General features: G+C 51.6%; 17 protein-coding genes and 7 tRNA genes. 19 read left to right on the plus strand and 5 right to left on the minus strand.

Annotated features, from left to right (window positions below):
* The first annotated feature begins 35 nt into the window (after window positions 1-35).
* Entirely contained in the window at window positions 36-1,331 is a 1,296-nt protein-coding gene (locus NMD08_RS18455) for an MFS transporter (protein WP_370618737.1), read from the plus strand.
* Window positions 1,332-1,382: 51 nt separating this feature from the next.
* Here NMD08_RS18455 and chiQ read toward each other — a convergent pair whose 3' ends face one another.
* The 4 genes from chiQ to nagE all read right to left on the minus strand — a co-directional run bounded on the left by chiQ (window position 1,383) and on the right by nagE (window position 7,403).
* The gene (gene chiQ / locus NMD08_RS18460) at window positions 1,383-1,715 is read right to left on the minus strand and encodes a ChiQ/YbfN family lipoprotein (RefSeq protein ID WP_003022817.1); all 333 of its coding nucleotides are present in this window, start codon (window positions 1,713-1,715) and stop codon (window positions 1,383-1,385) included.
* 49 nt (window positions 1,716-1,764) lie between these two features.
* A complete protein-coding gene (gene chiP, locus NMD08_RS18465; protein WP_151219521.1) occupies window positions 1,765-3,171 on the minus strand; it encodes a chitoporin in 1,407 nt (468 codons plus the stop codon).
* A gap of 427 nt (window positions 3,172-3,598) precedes the next feature.
* Entirely contained in the window at window positions 3,599-5,266 is a 1,668-nt protein-coding gene (gene glnS, locus NMD08_RS18470) for a glutamine--tRNA ligase (protein WP_210904821.1), read from the minus strand.
* A 187-nt stretch (window positions 5,267-5,453) separates the two neighbouring features.
* The gene (gene nagE, locus NMD08_RS18475) at window positions 5,454-7,403 is read right to left on the minus strand and encodes a PTS N-acetyl glucosamine transporter subunit IIABC (protein ID WP_151219520.1); all 1,950 of its coding nucleotides are present in this window, start codon (window positions 7,401-7,403) and stop codon (window positions 5,454-5,456) included.
* Between the two features lie 342 nt (window positions 7,404-7,745).
* Between nagE and nagB the strand changes: the two genes are divergently transcribed.
* The 12 genes from nagB to NMD08_RS18535 all read left to right on the plus strand — a co-directional run bounded on the left by nagB (window position 7,746) and on the right by NMD08_RS18535 (window position 14,763).
* Complete coding sequence (gene nagB, locus NMD08_RS18480; RefSeq protein WP_085047509.1) at window positions 7,746-8,546, plus strand: glucosamine-6-phosphate deaminase; 801 nt, start codon at window positions 7,746-7,748, stop codon at window positions 8,544-8,546.
* Window positions 8,547-8,606: 60 nt separating this feature from the next.
* Window positions 8,607-9,755, plus strand: a complete 1,149-nt coding sequence (gene nagA / locus NMD08_RS18485; protein WP_151224925.1) for an N-acetylglucosamine-6-phosphate deacetylase — start codon at window positions 8,607-8,609, stop codon at window positions 9,753-9,755.
* Between the two features lie 8 nt (window positions 9,756-9,763).
* Entirely contained in the window at window positions 9,764-10,984 is a 1,221-nt protein-coding gene (locus NMD08_RS18490; RefSeq protein WP_151219518.1) for an N-acetylglucosamine repressor, read from the plus strand.
* Window positions 10,985-11,165: 181 nt separating this feature from the next.
* The gene (gene nagD / locus NMD08_RS18495; protein ID WP_005121413.1) at window positions 11,166-11,918 is read left to right on the plus strand and encodes a ribonucleotide monophosphatase NagD; all 753 of its coding nucleotides are present in this window, start codon (window positions 11,166-11,168) and stop codon (window positions 11,916-11,918) included.
* Between the two features lie 251 nt (window positions 11,919-12,169).
* Window positions 12,170-13,834 carry an asparagine synthase B gene (asnB, locus tag NMD08_RS18500; protein ID WP_151219516.1) on the plus strand — a complete coding sequence of 555 codons (1,665 nt, stop codon included), beginning with the start codon at window positions 12,170-12,172 and terminating at the stop codon, window positions 13,832-13,834.
* A gap of 223 nt (window positions 13,835-14,057) precedes the next feature.
* A tRNA-Met gene (locus tag NMD08_RS18505) sits at window positions 14,058-14,134 on the plus strand.
* A gap of 8 nt (window positions 14,135-14,142) precedes the next feature.
* A tRNA-Leu gene (locus NMD08_RS18510) sits at window positions 14,143-14,227 on the plus strand.
* Between the two features lie 23 nt (window positions 14,228-14,250).
* Window positions 14,251-14,325: transfer RNA gene (locus tag NMD08_RS18515), tRNA-Gln, on the plus strand.
* Window positions 14,326-14,362: 37 nt separating this feature from the next.
* A tRNA-Gln gene (locus NMD08_RS18520) sits at window positions 14,363-14,437 on the plus strand.
* Window positions 14,438-14,457: 20 nt separating this feature from the next.
* Window positions 14,458-14,534: transfer RNA gene (locus NMD08_RS18525), tRNA-Met, on the plus strand.
* 43 nt (window positions 14,535-14,577) lie between these two features.
* A tRNA-Gln gene (locus NMD08_RS18530) sits at window positions 14,578-14,652 on the plus strand.
* 36 nt (window positions 14,653-14,688) lie between these two features.
* A tRNA-Gln gene (locus tag NMD08_RS18535) sits at window positions 14,689-14,763 on the plus strand.
* Between the two features lie 111 nt (window positions 14,764-14,874).
* On the opposite strand, the gene ubiF is transcribed toward NMD08_RS18535, so the two are convergent.
* The gene (gene ubiF / locus NMD08_RS18540) at window positions 14,875-16,050 is read right to left on the minus strand and encodes a 3-demethoxyubiquinol 3-hydroxylase (protein WP_187252812.1); all 1,176 of its coding nucleotides are present in this window, start codon (window positions 16,048-16,050) and stop codon (window positions 14,875-14,877) included.
* Window positions 16,051-16,195: 145 nt separating this feature from the next.
* On the opposite strand from ubiF, the gene miaB reads away from it, so the two are divergent.
* The 6 genes from miaB (at window position 16,196) to gltI (ending at window position 23,146) form a co-directional block, all read left to right on the plus strand.
* Window positions 16,196-17,626 carry a tRNA (N6-isopentenyl adenosine(37)-C2)-methylthiotransferase MiaB gene (gene miaB / locus NMD08_RS18545; RefSeq protein ID WP_003022779.1) on the plus strand — a complete coding sequence of 477 codons (1,431 nt, stop codon included), beginning with the start codon at window positions 16,196-16,198 and terminating at the stop codon, window positions 17,624-17,626.
* 206 nt (window positions 17,627-17,832) lie between these two features.
* Window positions 17,833-18,879: a PhoH family protein gene (locus NMD08_RS18550; protein ID WP_003022776.1), complete on the plus strand. Its 1,047-nt coding sequence runs from the start codon at window positions 17,833-17,835 to the stop codon at window positions 18,877-18,879.
* The gene (gene ybeY, locus NMD08_RS18555; RefSeq protein ID WP_151218763.1) at window positions 18,876-19,343 is read left to right on the plus strand and encodes an rRNA maturation RNase YbeY; all 468 of its coding nucleotides are present in this window, start codon (window positions 18,876-18,878) and stop codon (window positions 19,341-19,343) included. The genes NMD08_RS18550 and ybeY overlap by 4 nt, the downstream gene beginning before the upstream one ends.
* 96 nt (window positions 19,344-19,439) lie before the next feature.
* Complete coding sequence (gene corC, locus NMD08_RS18560) at window positions 19,440-20,318, plus strand: CNNM family magnesium/cobalt transport protein CorC (RefSeq protein WP_048212288.1); 879 nt, start codon at window positions 19,440-19,442, stop codon at window positions 20,316-20,318.
* Window positions 20,319-20,342: 24 nt separating this feature from the next.
* Window positions 20,343-21,881: an apolipoprotein N-acyltransferase gene (gene lnt / locus NMD08_RS18565; RefSeq protein WP_370618740.1), complete on the plus strand. Its 1,539-nt coding sequence runs from the start codon at window positions 20,343-20,345 to the stop codon at window positions 21,879-21,881.
* A gap of 356 nt (window positions 21,882-22,237) precedes the next feature.
* A complete protein-coding gene (gene gltI / locus NMD08_RS18570) occupies window positions 22,238-23,146 on the plus strand; it encodes a glutamate/aspartate ABC transporter substrate-binding protein GltI (protein WP_016152242.1) in 909 nt (302 codons plus the stop codon).
* Window positions 23,147-23,158 lie beyond the last annotated feature (12 nt).

The following is a 23,158-nucleotide window of genomic DNA, read 5'->3' on the forward strand; positions in this document are numbered from 1 at the left end:
TATAAATATTATGATAAGACAGTGGAGCAAACCCAATGACACAACATCCATCGCGTGCCGGAACTTTCGGCGCAATACTGCGGGTAACCAGCGGTAATTTCCTCGAACAGTTCGACTTTTTTCTGTTCGGGTTTTACGCCACCTATATCGCAAAGACCTTCTTTCCCGCGGAGAGTGAATTTGCCGGGCTAATGTTAACTTTCGCCGTTTTTGGTTCGGGTTTCTTAATGCGACCCGTTGGCGCCATTGTACTGGGTGCTTACATCGACAGAATTGGTCGTCGTAAAGGTCTGATGGTAACGCTGGCGATTATGGGCTGCGGTACTCTGCTGATTGCCCTGGTACCCGGCTATCACAGTATTGGTCTGCTGGCTCCCGTGCTGGTATTACTTGGACGATTATTACAGGGATTTTCTGCAGGCGTGGAGTTAGGCGGCGTCTCAGTTTATCTTTCTGAAATCGCCACGCCTGGCAATAAAGGCTTCTACACCAGCTGGCAATCCGCCAGTCAACAGGTCGCCATTGTGGTGGCGGCGCTGATTGGTTATGGCCTGAACGCCACCCTGGGACATGATGAGATCTCGGAATGGGGCTGGCGCATTCCCTTCTTTATTGGTTGCATGATTATTCCTTTGATCTTCGTGCTCCGCCGCTCGCTGCAGGAAACCGAGGCATTTTTACAACGCACGCACCGTCCCGACACCAGGGAAATTTTCACCACTATCGTCAAAAACTGGCGTCTCATCGCTGCAGGCACGCTGCTGGTGGCGATGACCACAACGACGTTTTACTTCATCACCGTCTATACCCCGACCTACGGCAGGGCTGTACTCCACCTGAGCGCGCGCGACAGCCTGGTAGTCACTATGCTGGTCGGTATTTCTAACTTTATCTGGCTGCCGATTGGCGGAGCGATTTCTGACCGAATTGGTCGTCGTCCGGTGCTGATGGGTATAACTGTACTTGCACTGATCACCACCTGGCCGGTAATGCACTGGCTCACCGCCGCGCCAGATTTCACGCGCATGACACTGGTTCTGCTTTGGTTTTCGTTCTTTTTTGGTATGTACAACGGGGCAATGGTTGCCGCACTCACCGAGGTGATGCCTGTCTACGTCCGTACAGTGGGTTTTTCACTGGCATTCAGCCTTGCCACAGCTATTTTTGGCGGCCTTACACCCGTTATATCTACAGCGCTGGTCCAGCTAACCGGGGATAAAAGTTCACCAGGATGGTGGCTGATGTGTGCGGCACTTTGCGGACTCGCCGCTACAGCAATGCTGTTTATCCGGTTGAACCGGGGTTATCAGCCGCTCGAACATAAACTCTGAAATGCAAACGGGCGGAGAAATCTCCGCCCGTTGTCTTTTTCATTTTTTGAATTACTGCGCGGCATTCTTGCTGCGAATTTCCTGCCAAACTTTGTCACAATCAGCATTAACGGCCTGATCGTTCCCCGTACGCGTGGCCTGGATACACTGCTGATAATCCAGCACACGTACGCTTTCTTCATTGGCAAACTGCTGGTGCTGTTTTTCTTTCTTCAGTACATTCAACACGCTTTGGCAGGCTTCTATTTTTTCCGGCGATCCTTGCGCGGTATTAATACACGCGCTGTAGGCTTCTTTCAGGCGGCTGTCTTCTTTCGGTGCAGGGGATTGCGTACAAGCCACCAGCCCTGATGCCATAACGGCGATGAGTATCAGTTTTTTCATAGCACTTTCCTCAACGAGGCGGCAGGCGCCCGGCCTGCCGCTATTGGCATTAGAAGATGGTGAATGGAGCAATAACGATGAACTTCACGTCGCGCTCATCCTGGAAGATGTTGCCGTAACCACCGCCCCAGCTCGGAATGTCTGAATGGTTGTCGTACTGGGTGAAGTGCAGTTTAAACATAGTGCCCTTAGCACGACCATCTTGCAGGGTGTAGACCGCATCCAGGCTGTAAGAGGACTCTTCGATAGTGCGGTTTTTGTCGTAGTACGCATCCGGGTTGAGCTGCCAGGTCGCTGGTTTGGCATCCCATGCGTAAACGTAGGACGCGCCCACTGCCCAGCCAGGCAGGTTCCAGTTCTTCAGATCATACATTGCGCCGAAGAAAACTGCCTTTTCGCCGTTGGCGTTGAAGTCAGAACGGTTATCCCACCAGATATCCAGGCGACCGTTTGATGAAGCGTAGGTCGGGGTCATACGCTGCAGGAAGTAGCCCTGCTGCCCGTCCGCTTTAACCCAGGTACCTTCCAGACGCAGGTCAACCACTTCCGCTACTTTATAACCGAAGGTCAGCGCCTGCAGCCAGGCCGTACCGTCATAAATATCGTTCACGGTGCGATCGTCAACTTTGTCACGTGCGCCGTAGAACTGATAGCTGGTGGTAAACGGATTACCCCCTAAATCGAATTTGTAGCTGGCTTTGGCGAAGTACTGATCGACGTAGCCCTCTGACTGGCCAAATGCTGCTTCCAGTAACAGGTTATTTTTGAAATCATATTTCGCACCGATTGAGTGCAGGTAATCTACGCTGGTTTTCTTATCGGCCTGATAGAATTTATCCACTTCGGTGTGCCACGGTGCTTTATATTCATTGGCCCACATATAGGAGAAGCTCAGCGCACCAGCATCGCCATAGTCGAAGTTGGCGCCAGCTTCAGCACCCTGATAGGTACCTGGCATAAAGCTCCAGTGCGGAGCCAGCAAAGTCTGTCCGGTTGGTTGAATGTAACCGGCACGCGCCCAGGCTGGACCATATTTAAATTTAGCTGCTGCTTTATAAAGGCTAATCCCGCTCTTATCGCCGGAGTAATCTTCGTCATAGCCTTTATTTTTGGAAGAGAATGCAATTTCGTTTGGATGGCCGCTTTCGCTACTTTCGTTCATTTCAATAGCAGTGAATGCTGCGATATCAATACCAAACATATCAGCCGCGTAACCGGACTGGAAGTCGAGGTTAGCATTCCAGGTGGAGTGAGAAAGGTTGGTTTTGTATTTGTCGTGATCGGTCACATCTTTACGGTCACGCTCACGCTGCCAGTAGTAGATGCCGCCGGTTAAGGTAGAGTCATCAATAAATCCTTCGGCGTGTACCTGGGGAGCGACAACAAAACCCGACATTGCTGTGATACCGGCGATAGCCAGCGCCAGCGTACTACGTTTGCCACTAAACGTACGCATATGTTAATCCTCTTTGACATAAAAATGCTGCCGACAAAAGCGGACAGCGAAAAAAATAAAAAAAGTAGCGCTAAGAAAACCTCAGTGACTACAATGAATAGACTATTTTTCGCGACGCGAATTATCAATCTCTTTCTGTAACGAGTATGTAATAGTATGAGCAACCGCACATATTTGATTGCTTTCTGTTACATTTTCATCGACAGATAAAAAAGCGTTGAAAAGTTGAAAAAATCGCTTGTTTTCCATGAGGATGAAATCGGTTTCAGCCTATTTCATATTGAGGTAAGTTATTTAAACGTAAAAATATTCAGCCATTCCATTATTACAGACATGTAATTAATTCGCTCCGCAAACGGAGCCTGGCGTACGGTTTTTTGCGAAAAAACGCCGCATGACGCGGCGTTTAGACTGGAGGTATTGCGACTTATTCGCCGACTTTAGCCCACGTGTCGCGCAGACCAACGGTGCGGTTAAACACCAGCTTGTCTGCTGTTGCATAGCGGCTGTCCAGACAGAAGTAACCTTCACGCTCAAACTGGAACGCTTTGCCTGCAACCGCAGCCTGCAGCGATGGCTCACCGTAGCCCTGCTTAATGACCAACGATTCCGGGTTAATGACGGACAGGAAGTCTTCCGCCGCGCCTGGGTTTGGAACGCTAAACAGGCGATCGTACAGACGGATTTCAATCGGCAGCGCATGGGACGCGCTCACCCAGTGAATAACGCCTTTAACTTTACGACCATCAGCCGGATCTTTGCTCAGGGTATCGGCATCATAGGTGCAGAAAATGGTGGTGATATTCCCTTCCGCATCTTTCTCGACACGTTCGGCCTTGATCACGTAAGCGTTACGCAGACGCACTTCTTTGCCCATCACCAGACGTTTGTATTGCTTGTTCGCTTCTTCGCGGAAGTCTGCACGATCGATCCAAATTTCACCGCTAAACGGTACTTCACGGCTGCCCATTTCCGGTTTGTTCGGATGGTTAGGCATAGTGACCAGCTCGCTTTCGCCCTGCGGGTAGTTTTCGATAACCAGTTTCACCGGATCGATAACCGCCATCGCGCGCGGAGCGTTTTCGTTCAGATCTTCGCGGATACAGGATTCCAGAGAAGCGATCTCAATGGTGTTGTCCTGCTTGGTCACACCAATGCGTTTGCAGAATTCACGGATAGCGGCAGCGGTATAACCGCGACGACGCAGACCAGAAATCGTTGGCATACGCGGATCGTCCCAGCCCTCAACGTGCTTGTCGGTAACCAGCAGGTTCAGCTTGCGCTTGGACATTACAGTGTATTCCAGATTCAGGCGCGAGAATTCGTACTGGCGCGGATGAACCGGAATGGTGATGTTGTCCAGCACCCAGTCGTACAGACGACGGTTATCCTGGAACTCCAGCGTACACAGTGAATGCGTAATGCCTTCCAGCGCATCGCTGATGCAGTGGGTAAAGTCGTACATCGGGTAGATGCACCACTTATTGCCGGTCTGGTGGTGTTCAGCGAACTTGATACGGTACAGCACCGGATCGCGCATCACGATAAATGGCGAAGCCATATCGATTTTCGCGCGCAGGCAGGCTTTACCCTCTTCAAAACCACCGGTACGCATTTTTTCGAACAGCGCGAGGTTCTCTTCGACGCTGCGATCGCGGAACGGGCTGTTTTTGCCCGGCTGAGTCAGCGTGCCACGGTATTCGCGAATTTCGTCTGCTGACAGTTCGTCAACGTACGCCAGACCTTTATTAATAAGCTCTACCGCATAGGCGTGAAGCTGATCGAAGTAATCCGACGAGTAGCGAATGTCGCCAGTCCAGTGGAAACCTAACCATTCAACGTCGTTTTTAATCGACTCAACGTACTCGATATCTTCTTTAACCGGGTTCGTATCATCAAAACGCAGGTTGCACTGGCCCTGGTAATCTTGCGCAATGCCAAAGTTCAGACAAATGGATTTCGCGTGGCCAATGTGCAGATAGCCATTTGGCTCCGGCGGAAAACGTGTATGGATAGTGGTGTGCTTACCACTGGCCAGATCTTCATCGATGATCTGACGAATAAAGTTACTCGGGCGGGCTTCAGCCTCACTCATCGTGGATTCCTCAAAGCGTAAACAACGTATAACGGAACATGATCTTATAAGCGACGTCAGGAGACAACTATTAGTTGCACAAAAAAGGTGTTTCAGCAGGATATATGAGGGTATTTGCTGTAAAAAAAAGCGGCGGAGGATTATCCCCCGCCGCTTGAGGCACTTAACTTACTTTACTCAGGAGCAGTTATTTACCTTTAATCTCATACAGCGGTGTCTGACCAGCAACCACATGACCTTCGGCTTTAATGACCAGCGCGCCGAAATCATCGCTGTTGCTGCACACAACCGGGCTAATCATGGAACGTGCGTTGGCGTTCAGGAACTCCAGATCCATTTCCAGAATCGGTTGACCTGCCGTTACTTCCGCACCTTCTTCAACCAGACGCTTAAAGCCTTTACCTTCCAGCGCTACAGTATCGATGCCCATATGGACCACAATTTCCGCGCCTTTCACGGTTTCCAGGCAGAACGCATGGTTAGTGTTGAAGATTTTCACGATAGTGCCCGCAGCCGGAGCAACCACGATTTTATCGGTCGGTTTTACCGCCACGCCGTCACCTACTGCTTTGCTGGCGAAGGCTTCATCAGGAACCTGTTCCAGTGCAACCACATCACCGGTAATAGGAGAAACCAACGCTTCAACGGTGACCGCGTTCGCGACAGCCTGCGGTTTTGCAACTGGAGCTGCCGCCGCTGGCGCACTTTCACCAAACGCTGCCGCCACCGGACCACGCGCGACAACTTTCTTCATTTCATCGCCAATGGATTCAGCTTTTGCACCCACGATGACCTGAATAGTTTGCTTGTTCAGCTTAACCACACCAGAAGCGCCTAAGCGTTTACACATCGCATCATTTACGCGACCAGAGTCGGCAACGGTCAGACGCAGACGGGTAATACAGGCATCAATCGCTTTCAGGTTATCGGTACCGCCAACCGCTGCAATGTAGCTGGTTGCCAGTTGAGCCAGACCTTCTTCAGTATTGCTGTTCGCTTCTTCAGTGACGATATCGTCTTCTTTATCTTCGCGGCCCGGCGTTTTCAGGTTAAACAGACGAATAACCGCGCTGAACAACACGAAGTAAATAACGAAGAACACCAGCCCCATCACCACCAGCATCCAGACGTTCTTACTTGCTGCCGGCAGGTTGTACATCAACACGTAGTCGATAGCACCTGCGGAGAAGGAGAAGCCCGCGTGGATCCCCAGCAGTGTCGCAACGAACAGGCTGATACCCGTTAACACTGCGTGCAGGAGGTACAGCAGCGGAGCCAGGAACATGAACAGGAATTCCAGCGGCTCGGTAACACCAGTCAGGAATGCAGTGATCGCCACGGACAGCAGCATACCGCCAACCATCGGACGACGTGCTTTTGGAGCCGCGAAGTACATCGCCAGCGCCGCACCCGGCAGACCAAACATCATGATCGGGAAGAAGCCAGACATGAACATACCCGCAGTACCGTCACCCGCATAGAAGCGGTTGATGTCACCGTGGAATACGGTTCCTGCGGCGTTAGTAAATTCGCCAATCTGGAACCAGGCGATGGTGTTCAGAACCTGATGCAGACCGGTTGGGATCAGCAGACGGTTGATGAAACCAAAGATACCTGAACCCAGCGCGCCAGCGCCTACGATCCACTCACCACCCGCGTGGATGGCGTTCTGCACCGGCGGCCACACGTAGCCAAAGATTGCAGCCAGCACCAGACAGAAAAAGCCAGTGGCGATCGGCACGAAGCGTTTGCCGCCAAAGAAGCTCAGGAAGTCAGGCAGTTTGATACCAGACCAGCGGTTATAGACGGCGCCGCCGACCAGACCGGTAATGATACCCGCCAGCACACCCATGTTGATGGCTGGGTTAATGGTAACCATTGCTTTGGTCAATATGAAATAACCGACCGCACCCGCCAGCGCTGCCGCACCTGCGCTGTCTTTTGACCAGCTGGATGCCACACCGATCGCGAAAATTAACGCGAGGTTATCAAAAATGGCCCCACCCGCTTGCGCGATGAAGGGTACGTTAAGTAAATCTGGTTGGCCGAATCGCAGCAGCAGTGCCGCGACTGGCAGCACAGCGATGGGGAGCTGTAACGCCCTACCCAGCCGCTGGAAAAAACCTAAAATATTCATTTTATTCCCCCTACGAGACCCCGATTAGGCTTCTTTGAAGCCATATTTTTATTGTGCGACCATTCCTGACAACAAGATTCTGGAACAACGATATTAACCATTCATCTACATTCAGAGTGTGTGAAAATTTAATTCGTATCGCAAATTAAAAGCATGTTTTTTGTGATTCCAGTCACCAAATATCGTTATTAACCCTCCCTTTCACTGGCTAACTACGAAAACTTATTTTATCATTCAAAAAATCGAAACGGATTGATCCTTACCGATGCAAAACCAGGTTACGCTTAATACTGCACAGAGACTCAATCCGCCAATTGCTTACATTTACTTTTGAGGTGAAGAATGAGACTGATCCCCCTGAATACCGCTGAACAAGTCGGCAAATGGGCTGCTCGCCATATCGTTAACCGTATTAACGCGTTCAAACCAACGGCAGATCGTCCGTTCGTTTTGGGCCTGCCGACTGGCGGTACTCCGCTGACAGCCTATAAAGCATTAGTCGAAATGCACAAAGCGGGCCAGGTGAGCTTCAAACATGTTGTCACTTTCAACATGGATGAATATGTAGGCCTGCCGAAGGAACATCCGGAAAGCTATCATAGTTTCATGCATCGTAACTTCTTTGATCACGTTGATATTCCAGCAGAAAACATCAACCTCCTCAATGGTAATGCGCCGGATATTGATGCAGAATGCCGTCAGTACGAAGAAAAAATCCGTTCTTACGGTAAAATCCACCTGTTCATGGGCGGTGTAGGTAATGATGGTCACATCGCGTTCAACGAACCGGCCTCCTCTTTGGCTTCCCGTACCCGCATCAAAACGCTGACTCACGACACGCGTGTTGCTAACTCACGCTTCTTTGACGGTGACGTAAACCAGGTGCCTAAATATGCGCTGACCGTTGGCGTGGGTACTCTGCTGGATGCTGAAGAAGTGATGATTTTGGTTCTGGGTCACCAGAAAGCGCAGGCCCTACAAGCCGCCGTTGAAGGCAATGTTAACCATATGTGGACCATCAGTTGCCTGCAGTTGCATCCGAAAGCCGTTGTGGTCTGCGATGAGCCTTCCACCATGGAACTGAAAGTGAAAACGCTGAAATACTTTAACGAGTTAGAAGCGGAAAATATTAAAGGTCTGTAATTGATGTCTCCGCCCTGTCGATGAGTTGCAGGGCGGCATTTTTTGAAATCGGGGGTCGGAATGTATGCTTTAACCCAGGGCCGGATCTTTACCGGTCACGAAATTCTTGATGACCATGCGATTGTTGTCGCCAATGGCCTGATTGACAGCGTTTGCCCACTGGCTGAGTTACCGTCAGGAATTGAACAGCGCTCACTGAATGGGGCCATTATTTCCCCCGGTTTTATCGATGTACAGCTAAACGGCTGCGGCGGCGTACAGTTTAACGATACGGCAGAAGCCGTAACCGTTGAAACGCTGGAAATCATGCAGAAAGCCAATGAAAAATCGGGCTGCACCAGCTTCCTGCCAACGCTTATCACCACCAGCGATGACCTGATGAAGCAGGGCGTTCGCGTCATGCGTGAATACCTGGCGAAACACCCGAATCAGGCATTAGGGCTTCATCTGGAGGGTCCGTGGCTGAATCTGGTGAAAAAAGGCACGCATAATCCGGGATTTGTCCGTCAACCGGACGCTGCGCTTGTCGATTTCCTGTGCGATAATGCCGATGTCATCACTAAAGTGACGCTGGCGCCAGAAATGGTTCCGGTAGAGGTCATCACCAAACTGGTGAATGCCGGTATTGTGGTTTCTGCGGGTCACTCAAATGCAACGGTCAAAGAAGCAAAAATCGGCTTCCGCGCAGGCATCACCTTTGCGACCCATTTGTTCAACGCGATGCCGTACATTACCGGTCGTGAACCGGGACTGGCGGGCGCAATTCTTGATGAAGCCGATATCTACTGCGGTATCATCGCCGATGGCCTGCACGTTGACTACGTTAACATTCGTAATGCCAAGCGCCTGAAAGGCGACAAGCTGTGCCTGGTCACCGACGCGACCGCGCCAGCAGGTGCAAACATTGAACAGTTCATTTTCGCTGGTAAAACAATATACTACCGCAATGGATTGTGCGTTGATGAGAACGGTACGTTGAGCGGTTCATCATTAACCATGATTGAAGGCGTACGCAATCTGGTCGAACATGCGAATATCGCTCTCGACGAAGTCCTGCGCATGGCAACGCTCTACCCTGCTCGCGCCATTGGCGTCGACAAACAACTCGGCAGCATCGCGCCAGGCAAAGTAGCCAACCTGACTGCGTTCACGCACGACTTTAAAATTATCAAGACCATCGTTAATGGCAACGAGGTCGTTACTGAGTAAGAGAAAGAATGACACCAGGCGGACAAGCTCAAATAGGTAATGTTGACCTCGTAAAACAGCTTAACAGCGCGGCGGTTTATCGCCTGATTGACCAGCATGGGCCAATCTCGCGAATTCAAATTGCCGAGCAAAGCCAGCTTGCCCCCGCCAGCGTAACCAAAATTACGCGACAGTTGATCGAACGCGGGTTGATCAAAGAAGTCGATCAGCAGGCCTCCACCGGGGGCCGCCGCGCTATCTCCATCGTCACCGAAACCCGCAATTTCCACGCGATTGGTGTGCGACTGGGCCGTCACGATACCACGCTCACGCTCTATGACATGAGCAGTAAAGTGGTCGCTGAAGAGCACTACCCTCTCCCGGAGCGTACCCAGGAAACGCTGGAGTATGCGCTGCTCAACACCATTGCCTCCTTTATTGAGAGCTGCCAGCGGAAAATCCGCGAGCTGATTGCGATTTCCGTCATCCTGCCAGGCCTGGTTGACCCTGAAAGCGGTGTTATTCGCTATATGCCACACATTCAGGTTGAAAACTGGGGGCTGGTCGAAGCGCTTGAAAAACGCTTTAAGGTCACCTGCTTTGTCGGTCACGATATTCGCAGTCTGGCGCTGGCCGAGCACTATTTCGGGGCAAGTCAGGATTGCGAAGACTCCATTTTGGTGCGTGTTCACCGCGGAACCGGCGCGGGAATTATTTCCAATGGTCGCATTTTCATCGGTCGCAATGGCAACGTAGGTGAGATTGGTCATATTCAGGTAGAACCGCTGGGTGAGCGCTGTCACTGCGGTAATTTCGGCTGTCTGGAAACCATTGCGGCTAATGCTTCTATCGAACACCGCGTACAAAACTTGCTAAAACAAGGCTATCCAAGTCGGCTCACGCTGGATGATTGCAGTATCAAAGCCATCTGCAGGGCAGCGAATAAAGGCGACAATCTGGCAGCAGAAGTCATCGAGCACGTTGGTCGACACCTGGGTAAAACCATCGCTATCGCCATCAACCTGTTTAACCCGCAAAAAATCGTCATTGCAGGCGAAATTACCGAAGCGGATAAAGTGCTACTGCCAGCCATAGAGAGCTGTATCAACACGCAGGCGTTGAAGGCGTTTCGTCACAATTTACCGGTGGTTCGTTCCACGCTGGATCACCGCTCCGCCATTGGCGCCTTTGCGCTGGTGAAGCGTGCAATGCTCAACGGGACTTTGCTGCAACGTTTGCTGGAAAGCTAATACATGTCATCCTTCAAGCTGCCTCTGCGTTAGCTGCATCTGCGTTAGCTGCATCTGCTCAGCCCGGTCACTTACTTCAGTAAGCTCCAGGGGTTCGCAGACTTGCCGCCTTGATGCAACTCGAATGATGTCGTGTATTTTGTGTATAGTAATGCCTTCTTTTTTTAATGTCGGATTGTCCATGGCCATTAAGAATGTAATTTGTGATATCGACGGCGTGCTGATGCACGACAATGTTGCCGTACCGGGTGCGGCAGAATTTCTGACCGGGATTCTGGAAAAAGGTCTGCCGCTCGTTTTGCTGACTAACTACCCTTCACAGACCGGGCAAGATCTGGCCAACCGCTTCGCCACCGCAGGTGTGAATGTCCCCGATAGCGTCTTTTATACTTCTGCCATGGCTACCGCTGATTTTCTTCGTCGCCAGGAAGGTAAAAAGGCCTACGTGGTAGGTGAAGGAGCGCTGATCCACGAACTGTATAAAGCCGGATTTACGATTACCGACGTGAACCCGGATTTTGTGATTGTTGGCGAGACGCGTTCCTATAACTGGGACATGATGCATAAAGCCGCCTATTTTGTGGCTAACGGCGCCCGTTTCATCGCCACAAACCCGGATACTCACGGCCGTGGCTTTTATCCTGCCTGCGGTGCGCTGTGCGCCGGTATCGAAAAAATCTCTGGCCGTAAGCCGTTTTATGTGGGGAAACCCAGCCCGTGGATTATTCGTGCAGCGCTCAACAAAATGCAGGCGCACTCGGAAGAGACGGTTATCGTTGGCGACAACCTGCGTACCGATATTCTGGCGGGCTTCCAGGCGGGTCTCGAAACCATCCTGGTATTGTCTGGCGTATCGACGCTTGATGACATCGACAGCATGCCGTTCAGACCGAGCTGGATTTACCCGTCCGTTGCTGAGATAGACGTCATTTAATCCCCCTGGCCGGATAACACCACCTGCAAGTTACCCGGCCTGAAAAATCCATCCATTCAATAAAATCACCATTTCATTGCTGATTCATCAATAACAATGTTCATTACATAATCTTTTTTCACCAATCCACAATGACCATTGCGTTTTTTATTTTCTGACCCGTAATTCGCTTGCGCCCTCTCCCGCTTTGCGGCATTTTCTTTATCAAGCAAACATAAAAAGCATCACGCAACAGGTTAACGGAGAAGGTTATGTGTTCTATTTTTGGCGTATTCGATATTAAAACTGACGCAGTTGAACTGCGTAAAAAAGCCCTGGAATTGTCTCGTCTGATGCGCCATCGCGGTCCGGACTGGTCGGGTATTTACGCCGATGATAACGCCATTCTGGCGCATGAACGTCTGTCCATCGTCGACGTCAATGCCGGAGCTCAACCGCTGTACAACGTAAAGAAAACGCATATCCTGGCAGTTAACGGTGAAATTTATAACCATCAGGCGCTGCGCGCTGAATACGGCGATCGCTACCAGTTCCAGACCGGTTCCGACTGCGAAGTTATCCTCGCGCTGTACCAGGAAAAAGGCCCAGAATTCCTGGATGACCTGCAAGGCATGTTTGCTTTTGCCCTGTACGACAGCGAGCAGGACGCTTATCTGATCGGTCGCGATCATATTGGGATCATCCCGCTATATATGGGTTACGACGAGCACGGTAACTTCTACGTCGCGTCTGAAATGAAAGCCCTTGTTCCTGTATGCCGCACGATCAAAGAATTCCCGGCAGGTAGCTATTTATGGAGCAAAGACGGCGAAATTCGTCAGTACTACCAGCGCGACTGGTTTGAATATGATGCGGTTAAAGACAACGTTACCGATAAAAACGAGCTGCGTCAGGCGCTGGAAGATGCGGTGAAAAGTCACCTGATGTCAGATGTTCCTTACGGTGTATTGCTGTCCGGCGGTCTGGATTCTTCGGTCATTTCCGCAATCACCAAAAAATACGCGGCGCGTCGTGTTGAAGATCAGGAACGTAGCGAAGCATGGTGGCCGCAACTGCACTCCTTCGCCGTCGGCCTGGAGGGCGCACCAGATCTGAAAGCCGCACAAGAAGTGGCGAACCATCTGGGTACCGTGCACCACGAGATCCACTTCACCGTGCAGGAAGGTCTGGATGCTATCCGCGACGTGATTTATCACATTGAAACTTACGATGTCACAACCATTCGCGCCTCGACGCCAATGTACTTAATGTCGCGTAAAATTAAAGCGATGGGCATTAAAATGGTGCTGTCGGGTGAAGGTTCGGACGAAGTGTTTGGCGGCTATCTCTATTTCCACAAAGCGCCGGATGCAAAAGAGCTGCATGAAGAGACCGTGCGCAAGCTACAGGCGCTGCATATGTTCGACTGCGCTCGCGCCAACAAAGCCATGTCAGCCTGGGGCGTGGAGGCTCGTGTGCCCTTCCTGGATAAGAAATTCCTTGATGTGGCGATGCGCATCAACCCGCAGGATAAAATGTGCGGCAACGGCAAAATGGAAAAACATGTTCTGCGCGAATGTTTTGAATCCTACCTACCGGCAAGCGTCGCATGGCGGCAGAAAGAGCAGTTCTCTGACGGTGTCGGTTACAGTTGGATTGATACACTGAAAGAAGTCGCTGCTGAACAAGTTTCTGACCAACAACTGGAAACCGCCAGCTTCCGTTTCCCGTACAACACGCCATCATCTAAAGAGGCGTATTTGTATCGTGAAATTTTCGAAGAGCTGTTCCCGGTTGCGAGCGCGGCAGAATGTGTACCAGGCGGGCCGTCGGTTGCCTGTTCTTCGGCCAAAGCGATCGAATGGGATGAAGCGTTTAAAACCATGAACGATCCTTCAGGTCGTGCAGTTGGCGTACACCAATCCGCTTATAAATAAGTTAATCCCTGGAAAAGGGCCCTGCGGGGCTCTTTTTTTATGTCTGTTTTCTGTGCAAAAAAACAATTAATAACTAATAATTGCCGAATATTGCGTCATGCTGTTCGCAACCTAACCAAACAGTCACATTCCAGCTATTTTCAATGAAAAAGGGGTTGACGCTTCAAGGCTCAATACGCATAATGCGCCCCGCAACGCCGATAAGGTTACGCGAAAAAAAGATGGCTACGTAGCTCAGCTGGTTAGAGCACATCACTCATAATGATGGGGTCACAGGTTCGAATCCCGTCGTAGCCACCATCTTTTTTGCGGGAGTGGCGAAATTGGTAGACGCACCAGATTTAGGTTCTGGCGCCGCAAGGTGTGCGAGTTCAAGTCTCGCCTCCCGCACCATTCACCCGTAAGCGTTGCACGGATGGGGTATCGCCAAGCGGTAAGGCACCGGTTTTTGATACCGGCATTCCCTGGTTCGAATCCAGGTACCCCAGCCATTTTTTCTTCGATATAGCGGTTCACCGCAACGGTCATTGGGGTATCGCCAAGCGGTAAGGCACCGGTTTTTGATACCGGCATTCCCTGGTTCGAATCCAGGTACCCCAGCCATCGAAGATTAAGTAGTACATGGCTACGTAGCTCAGCTGGTTAGAGCACATCACTCATAATGATGGGGTCACAGGTTCGAATCCCGTCGTAGCCACCATATTAAAGGCCTGTCGACTCGCTCGATAAAGTCAAAAAATTGTTGGGGTATCGCCAAGCGGTAAGGCACCGGATTCTGATTCCGGCATTCCGAGGTTCGAATCCTCGTACCCCAGCCAATTTTAAGAAGTCGTCCATTTTGTGGATGCGCCCGTTGGGGTATCGCCAAGCGGTAAGGCTCTGGTTTCTGATACCAGCATTCCGAGGTTCGAATCCTCGTACCCCAGCCATATAAAAAAAGCTCGCTTCGGCGAGCTTTTTGCTTTTCTGCATTCCTGGATTGATTGTCTGATGGCACTCCGCTTATCAGGCCTACAACGTTTGCTATAGGCCTGTCTGAATTATAATCCTAACGCATACTTCAGCGCCTGACGCTTCAGCACACCTGCGCGCTCTGCAGCCATTAGCCCGAGATTACGCATGATACGCAGCGGCTGCAGGTTGTTGCTAAAACCGGCGTAAAACAGATCCATGCCGCTTTGCATAATGAAATTGTCAGTCATACGACGATTCTGATAGCGTTTCAGCACCGGTTGGCTGGCCCAGGTCTCGCCGTAGCTACGCGCATTCACCAGCACGTCAATCAGCGCATCCACATCACGGAATCCCAGATTAACGCCCTGCCCTGCCAGCGGATGAATGGTATGCGCAGCGTCACCCACCAGCGCCAGGCCCGGCTGCACATATTGCAGTGCGTGGCGACGCGTAAGCGGAAATGCTCCCGCCGCCACAGGCGTCACGTTGCCCAGTCGAGACGGGAAATGTTTGGCGATCTCCGTCTGCAGCTGGGGCATGTTCAGGCCTTGCAACTGGCGGATGCGCGCCGGTGAGTCGTACCACACCAGCGAGGCCCAGTTATCGAACAGCGGTAAAAACGCGCGCGGACCGTCAGGCGTAAATTGCTGCCAGGTACTGTCTCCCGGCGAATTCTCGCATTGTACGGTTATCAACATACAGGACTGCGCATACTGCCAGGCATGAATGCCAATCCCGGCCATTTTACGCACCTGAGAATTGGCCCCATCCGCACCGATGACCAGCTTCGCGCTGATTTTTTCACCGTCTGCCAGTTCAAGTTCATGCCGATCGTGATGTTGATGCAAAGAGAGAAGCGATGCAGGCACGCGCAGCGTAACTTTGGGGTGAACTTCCAGCGCCTGCCAGAGTGCCTGTTGCAGAACCGTGTTTTCGACCATATAGCCGAGCAAAGGTAACTTAAGTTCGGCGGCATCAAACATTACATGGGCATTTTCCCATTCCCACGTTTCCAGACGACGGTAAGGATGACTGCGCATCCCCTGAATCGTATCCCAGACACCCAGCCCTTTCAGCAACGACACGGACGCGGAGCTAATGGCCGAAATTCTGACATCAGGCTGTCCGTCAATCACAAATGGCGCAGGAGCGGCATGTTCAATAACCGTTACCGTAAATCCATGCTGCGCCAGTCCCAGCGCCAGCGCACCGCCGACCATCCCCCCGCCGACAATGGCAATTTCCGTTGGTTGATTTGTCATGGTCAATTATCCTGTTACATGTATTGCTTAAGTTTACAGGATTTTTTACCCCTTGAGGCTGACATCCGTCATACTGGTCACAACCGCGCCAAAGCAGTACACTATGCGCCCTGCATTTCAGCCACAATTTCGCAAGAGCAAGTCGATGACCAAAAAACTCCATATTAAAACCTGGGGCTGTCAGATGAACGAATACGATTCATCGAAGATGGCCGATCTGCTGGATGCCACCCATGGCTATCAACTGACCGACGTGGCCGAAGAAGCAGATGTGCTACTGCTGAATACCTGCTCTATCCGTGAGAAGGCTCAGGAAAAAGTCTTCCATCAGTTAGGTCGCTGGAAGCTGTTAAAAGAGAAGAATCCCAAGCTCATCATCGGTGTCGGTGGTTGTGTTGCGTCTCAGGAAGGCGACCATATTCGCCAGCGCGCCCACTATGTCGATATTATTTTTGGGCCGCAAACCCTGCACCGTCTGCCGGAAATGATCAACAAAGTGCGTGGAAGCACGACTCGTAGCCCAGTGGTTGATATCAGTTTCCCGGAGATCGAAAAGTTCGATCGCCTGCCGGAACCGCGTGCTGAAGGTCCAAGCGCGTTTGTGTCCATCATGGAAGGTTGTAATAAATATTGTACTTATTGCGTGGTGCCCTACACCCGCGGTGAGGAAGTCAGCCGTCCGGCGGATGATATCCTGTTTGAAATCGCCCAGCTGGCAGCGCAAGGCGTGCGTGAAGTGAACCTGCTGGGGCAAAACGTCAACGCCTGGCGCGGTGAGAACTACGACGGCACGATCGGATCTTTTGCCGATCTGCTGCGTCTGGTCGCGGCGATCGACGGCATTGACCGTATCCGCTTCACCACCAGCCATCCGATCGAATTTACCGACGATATCGTGGAAGTTTATCGCGATACGCCGGAACTGGTCAGCTTCCTGCACCTGCCGGTACAGAGCGGTTCAGATCGCGTGCTGAATCTGATGGGGCGCACCCATACCGCACTGGAATATAAAGCGATCATCCGCAAACTGCGCGCAGCACGTCCGGATATCCAGATTAGCTCCGATTTCATCGTTGGCTTCCCGGGTGAAACTACGCAGGATTTCGAGCAGACCATGAAGCTGATTGCTGACGTCAATTTTGATATGAGCTACAGCTTTATCTTCTCTGCACGTCCAGGCACACCTGCCGCCGATATGGTTGATGACGTACCAGAAGAAGAGAAAAAACAACGTTTATACATTCTGCAGGAACGTATTAACCAGCAAGCTATGGCCTGGAGCCGTCGTATGGTCGGCACGACCCAGCGCATTCTGGTTGAAGGCACATCGCGTAAGAGCATCATGGAACTGTCAGGGCGTACCGAAAATAACCGCGTGGTGAACTTTGAAGGTACTCCGGATATGGTCGGTAAGTTTGTGGATGTTGAAATTACCGATGTCTGGACGAACTCCCTGCGCGGCAAAGTGGTACGTACTGAAGACGAAATGGGCCTGCGCATCGCAGAATCCCCTGAGTCGGTTATTGCGCGTACCCGCAAAGAAAACGATCTGGGCGTCGGTATTTATCAGCCTTAATCCTGCTGAAAAACGCAAACAATGCCCGATGGCACCACGCCTATCGGGCCTAAACTTCCTGGCTCGCTGCTCCGGCGAGCCTTGTAATTTGCCCTGGCATCCCCATATTTATTGCAATGCTTGCGCCTTTCCCCCATGGCGTGAATAATTTCCTTAGGTGCCGGTAAATGTTCAACGTCCGGCAAGACATGCATAAGAGGAACAGTTTGAACATAGACACTCGCGAAATCACCCTTGAACCCGCAGACAATGCCCGCCTGTTGAGCCTTTGCGGCCCATTTGATGACAACATCAAACAGCTGGAGCGTCGCCTCGGCATCGAAATTAACCGCCGTGATAACCATTTTAAACTGACAGGTCGCCCAATTTGCGTTACCGCAGCGGCAGATATTTTACGCAGCCTGTACGTCGATACCGCCCCCATGCGCGGTCAGACGCAGGACATTGAGCCTGAACAAATTCATCTGGCAATCAAAGAAGCGCGTGTGCTTGAGCAAAGCGCAGACAGCGTGCCGGAATTTGGCAAAGCGGTGAATATCAAAACCAAGCGCGGAGTCATTAAACCGCGTACGCCGAACCAGGCGCAGTACATTGCGAATATCCTCGACCACGACATCACGTTCGGCGTTGGCCCTGCGGGTACGGGTAAAACGTATCTTGCGGTTGCTGCCGCGGTCGATGCGCTTGAGCGTCAGGAGATCCGTCGTATTCTGCTGACCCGTCCAGCAGTGGAAGCAGGTGAAAAACTCGGTTTCCTGCCTGGCGACCTGAGCCAGAAAGTCGATCCCTATTTACGACCGCTGTATGACGCGCTGTTCGAAATGCTCGGTTTTGAGAAGGTTGAAAAGCTGATTGAGCGTAACGTCATTGAAGTTGCGCCGCTGGCCTATATGCGCGGACGTACACTCAACGATGCGTTCATCATTCTTGATGAGAGCCAGAACACCACCATCGAACAGATGAAAATGTTCCTGACCCGTATCGGCTTTAACTCCAAAGCGGTTATCACCGGCGATATCACCCAAATTGACCTGCCGCGTAGCACCAAATCCGGTCTGCGTCATGCCATTGAAGTGCTGGCTGAGGTCGACGAGATTAGTTTTAATTTCTTCCATAGCGAAGACGTGGTTCGCCATCCGGTGGTGGCCCGTATCGTCACGGCGTATGAAGCCTGGGAAGAAGCAGAACAGAAACGCAAAGCCGAGCAGGCTGCAGAACGCAAGCGCGAAGCTCAGGAGCAGGAACAAAAATGAGTCAGGTTATTCTCGATTTACAGCTGGCATGTGAAGACGAATCCGGTTTACCCACAGAAAGTCAGTTTCAGGGGTGGCTCGATGCGGTGATCCCGCAGTTTCAGGAAGAGTCTGAAGTAACTATTCGTCTGGTCGATGACGCGGAAAGCCATGAGCTAAACCTGACCTATCGCGGGAAAGATAAATCAACCAACGTGCTCTCTTTCCCGTTTGAAGCTCCGCCGGGCATTGAGATGCCGCTGCTGGGCGATTTGATCATCTGCCGTCAGGTCGTCGAGAAGGAAGCGCAGGAACAAGGTAAGCCGCTTGAAGCCCACTGGGCGCACATGGTGGTGCACGGAAGCCTGCATTTACTCGGCTACGATCATATCGAAGACGGTGAAGCGGAGGAAATGGAATCCCTCGAAACTGAGATTATGCTTGCTCTGGGCTATGAGGATCCGTACATTGCCGAGAAGGAATAAGCCGTCGGGCATCAGCCCGGGCTTCCCATAAAGCCATGCGCTGAGTTTACGCGCATTGAGCGACCTATTAACTAACATGAGAACCCATACGACGCCATGAGCGACGACAATTCACACAGTAGTGACACCTTAAACAGCAAAAAGGGATTTTTTTCCCTGTTACTGAGCCAACTTTTCCACGGTGAACCCAAAAACCGCGACGAACTGTTGGAGCTGATCCGTGATTCCGGGCAAAACGACCTTATCGATGAAGATACGCGCGATATGCTCGAAGGGGTGATGGATATTGCGGACCAACGCGTGCGCGACATCATGATCCCCCGCTCTCAGATGATTACCCTGAAACGCAACCAGACCCTGGATGAATGTCTCGATGTCATTATCGAGTCTGCCCACTCGCGTTTCCCGGTGATCAGCGAAGATAAAGATCACATTGAAGGGATTCTGATGGCCAAAGATCTGCTGCCGTTTATGCGCAGCGATGCCGAAGCCTTCAGCATGGAGAAAGTGTTACGCCAGGCGGTTGTCGTACCTGAAAGCAAGCGGGTTGACCGCATGCTGAAAGAGTTTCGCTCCCAGCGTTATCATATGGCTATCGTCATCGACGAATTTGGCGGTGTCTCAGGTCTGGTGACCATTGAAGACATCCTTGAACTGATCGTCGGTGAAATTGAAGATGAGTACGACGAAGAAGACGATATTGACTTCCGTCAGCTCAGTCGCCACACCTGGACTATCCGCGCTTTGGCGTCGATTGAAGACTTCAACGACGCTTTTGGGACCCACTTTAGCGACGAAGAAGTCGATACCATTGGCGGGCTGGTTATGCAGGCCTTTGGTCATCTGCCCGCACGTGGGGAAACTATCGACATTGATGGTTACCAGTTTAAAGTGGCAATGGCCGACAGCCGTCGTATTATTCAGGTTCATGTCAGAATTCCGGACGACTCACCCCAGCCCAAACTGGACGAATAAACCCGAAACTGGATCTAAGACTACATGGCATTTGCCCCATTAATCGAACGCCAGCGCATTCGCCTGCTGCTGGCGTTATTATTCGGTGCCTGCGGGACGCTGGCTTTCTCTCCGTATGATATCTGGCCCGCCGCGATCGTTTCGCTGATGGGCCTGCAGGCTTTTACCTTCAACCGTCGCCCGCTCCAGTCTGCCGCTATCGGCTACTTCTGGGGACTAGGGCTGTTTGGCTCAGGTATTAACTGGGTTTACGTCAGCATCGCGCAGTTTGGTGGTATGCCGGGCCCGGTTAATGTTTTCCTCGTGGTTCTGCTTGCCGCATACCTTTCCCTTTATACCGGTCTGTTTGCCGGCGTTTTGGCGCGCTTGTGGCCGAAAACCACCTGGCTACGCGTGGCGATTGCCGCGCCGGTAGTCTGGCAAATCACTGAATTCCTGCGCGGCTGGGTATTGACCGGCTTCCCATGGCTGCAATTCGGCTACAGCCAGATCGACGGTCCGTTAAAAGGGCTGGCGCCGGTGATGGGCGTTGAGGCGATTAACTTCCTGCTGATGATGGTCAGCGGCCTGCTGGCGCTGGCGCTGGTGACGCGTAACTGGAAGCCGCTGATTGCCGCGCTGGTGCTCTTTGCCCTGCCCTTTCCGTTGCGCTATATCCAGTGGTACACGCTTGAGCCGGAAAAAACCACTCAGGTATCGATGGTGCAGGGTGACATTCCGCAGTCACTCAAATGGGATGAAGGTCAGTTACTCAACACCCTGAAGATTTATCTCGACGCCACCCAGCCCGAGATGGGCAAATCACAGCTCATCATCTGGCCAGAATCTGCTATTCCGGATCTGGAAATTAACCAGCAGCGCTTTCTGAGCATGATGGATGACTTGCTGAAATCGAAAAACAGCACGCTAATTACCGGGATCGTAGATGCACGTCTGAACAAGCAGAATCGTTACGATACCTACAACACTATCATCACGCTGGGTAAAGACAGTCCGTACAGCTACGATTCCAACAATCGCTACAACAAAAACCATCTGGTGCCGTTTGGCGAGTTTGTCCCGCTGGAATCGATCCTGCGTCCGTTAGCGCCGTTCTTTGACCTGCCTATGTCTTCGTTTAGCCGTGGGTCTTATGTACAACCGCAACTGCATGCGCACGGCTTTAAGCTGACGGCAGCCATCTGCTACGAAATCATTCTTGGCGAACAGGTTCGGGATAACTTCCGCCCGGATACGGACTACTTGTTAACTATCTCCAACGATGCCTGGTTTGGTAAGTCTATTGGACCGTGGCAGCACTTCCAGATGGCGCGGATGCGTTCCCTGGAGCTGGCGCGCCCTCTGCTGCGTAGCACCAATAACGGTATTACGGCGGTGATTGGTCCTCAGGGTGAGATTCAGGCGATGATCCCGCAGTTTACCCGTCAGGTTCTGACCACCAGCGTGACGCCAACGACGGGCCTGACCCCTTATGCCCGTACCGGTAACTGGCCGCTCTGGCTGCTGACCGCACTGTTTGGCTTTGGTGCGGTGGTAATGAGCCTGCGTCAACGTCGTAAGTAACCCTTCTTCCCCTGGCCGGATAATACCTCGCTTATCCGGCCCACACACATTCCCGCATCCCATTCTGGCACGCCTATTGCTTTGTTCTACAAGGCAAACGTAGTTTTGGCTGAATGTGCAACCTGGTCGCACCAAAGTTGAGCATAGGTAGCACCTGGAAAGTGCAACAGGATATTTTTGCCCCCAAATGGTGCGGCGCACCTCGCAAAAATAAACAATAAAACATCAAATTCTTTACATTCATCCAAACTAAATGTTAACAAACACATACAAGACTGCACTTTTTAGTAGCAAACAATAACAACATCACAATGGGTATCAATGCGTCCCTGGCGCAGACGATAAAGGAGTTGGATATGCAATTACGTAAGCTCGCCACTGCCATGCTGGTCATGGGAATGTCCGCCGGTCTGGCGCACGCAGAAGACGCAGCACCAGCGGCAGGCAGCACGCTGGACAAAATCGCCAAAAACGGTGTGATCGTGGTTGGTCACCGTGAATCCTCGGTGCCGTTTTCTTACTACGATAACCAGCAAAAAGTGGTCGGTTATTCACAGGATTACTCCAACGCGATCGTTGAAGCGGTGAAGAAAAAGCTGAACAAGCCCGATCTGCAGGTGAAACTGATCCCGATTACATCACAGAACCGTATCCCACTGCTGCAAAACGGCACTTTCGACTTTGAATGTGGTTCCACCACTAACAACGTTGAGCGCCAAAAACAAGCGGCTTTCTCTGACACTATTTTCGTTGTCGGTACCCGTCTGCTGGCGAAAAAAGGCGGCGACGTCAAAGATTTTGCGGACCTGAAAGGTAAGGCCGTGGTCGTGACTTCGGGTACGACCTCAGAAGTACTGCTGCACAAACTGAACGAAGAACAAAAAATGGATATGCGCATCATCAGCGCGAAAGACCACGGTGACTCTTTCCGTACTCTGGAAAGCGGTCGCGCCGTTGCCTTTATGATGGATGATGCACTGCTGGCTGGCGAACGCGCAAAGGCGAAGAAACCAGACAACTGGGAGATCGTCGGCAAACCGCAGTCTCAGGAAGCCTACGGCTGCATGCTGCGCAAAGATGATCCGCAGTTCAAAAAGCTGATGGACGACACTATCGCCAAGGCTCAGACCTCAGGCGAAGCTGAGAAATGGTTTGATAAGTGGTTTAAAAATCCAATTCCACCCAAGAACCTGAACATGAATTTCGAACTGTCAGACGAGATGAAAGCCCTGTTCAAAGAACCGAATGATAAAGCGCTTAACTAACTAAAATAAATG

Source organism: Citrobacter meridianamericanus (assembly GCF_041320245.1).
Lineage (GTDB): Bacteria > Pseudomonadota > Gammaproteobacteria > Enterobacterales > Enterobacteriaceae > Citrobacter > Citrobacter meridianamericanus.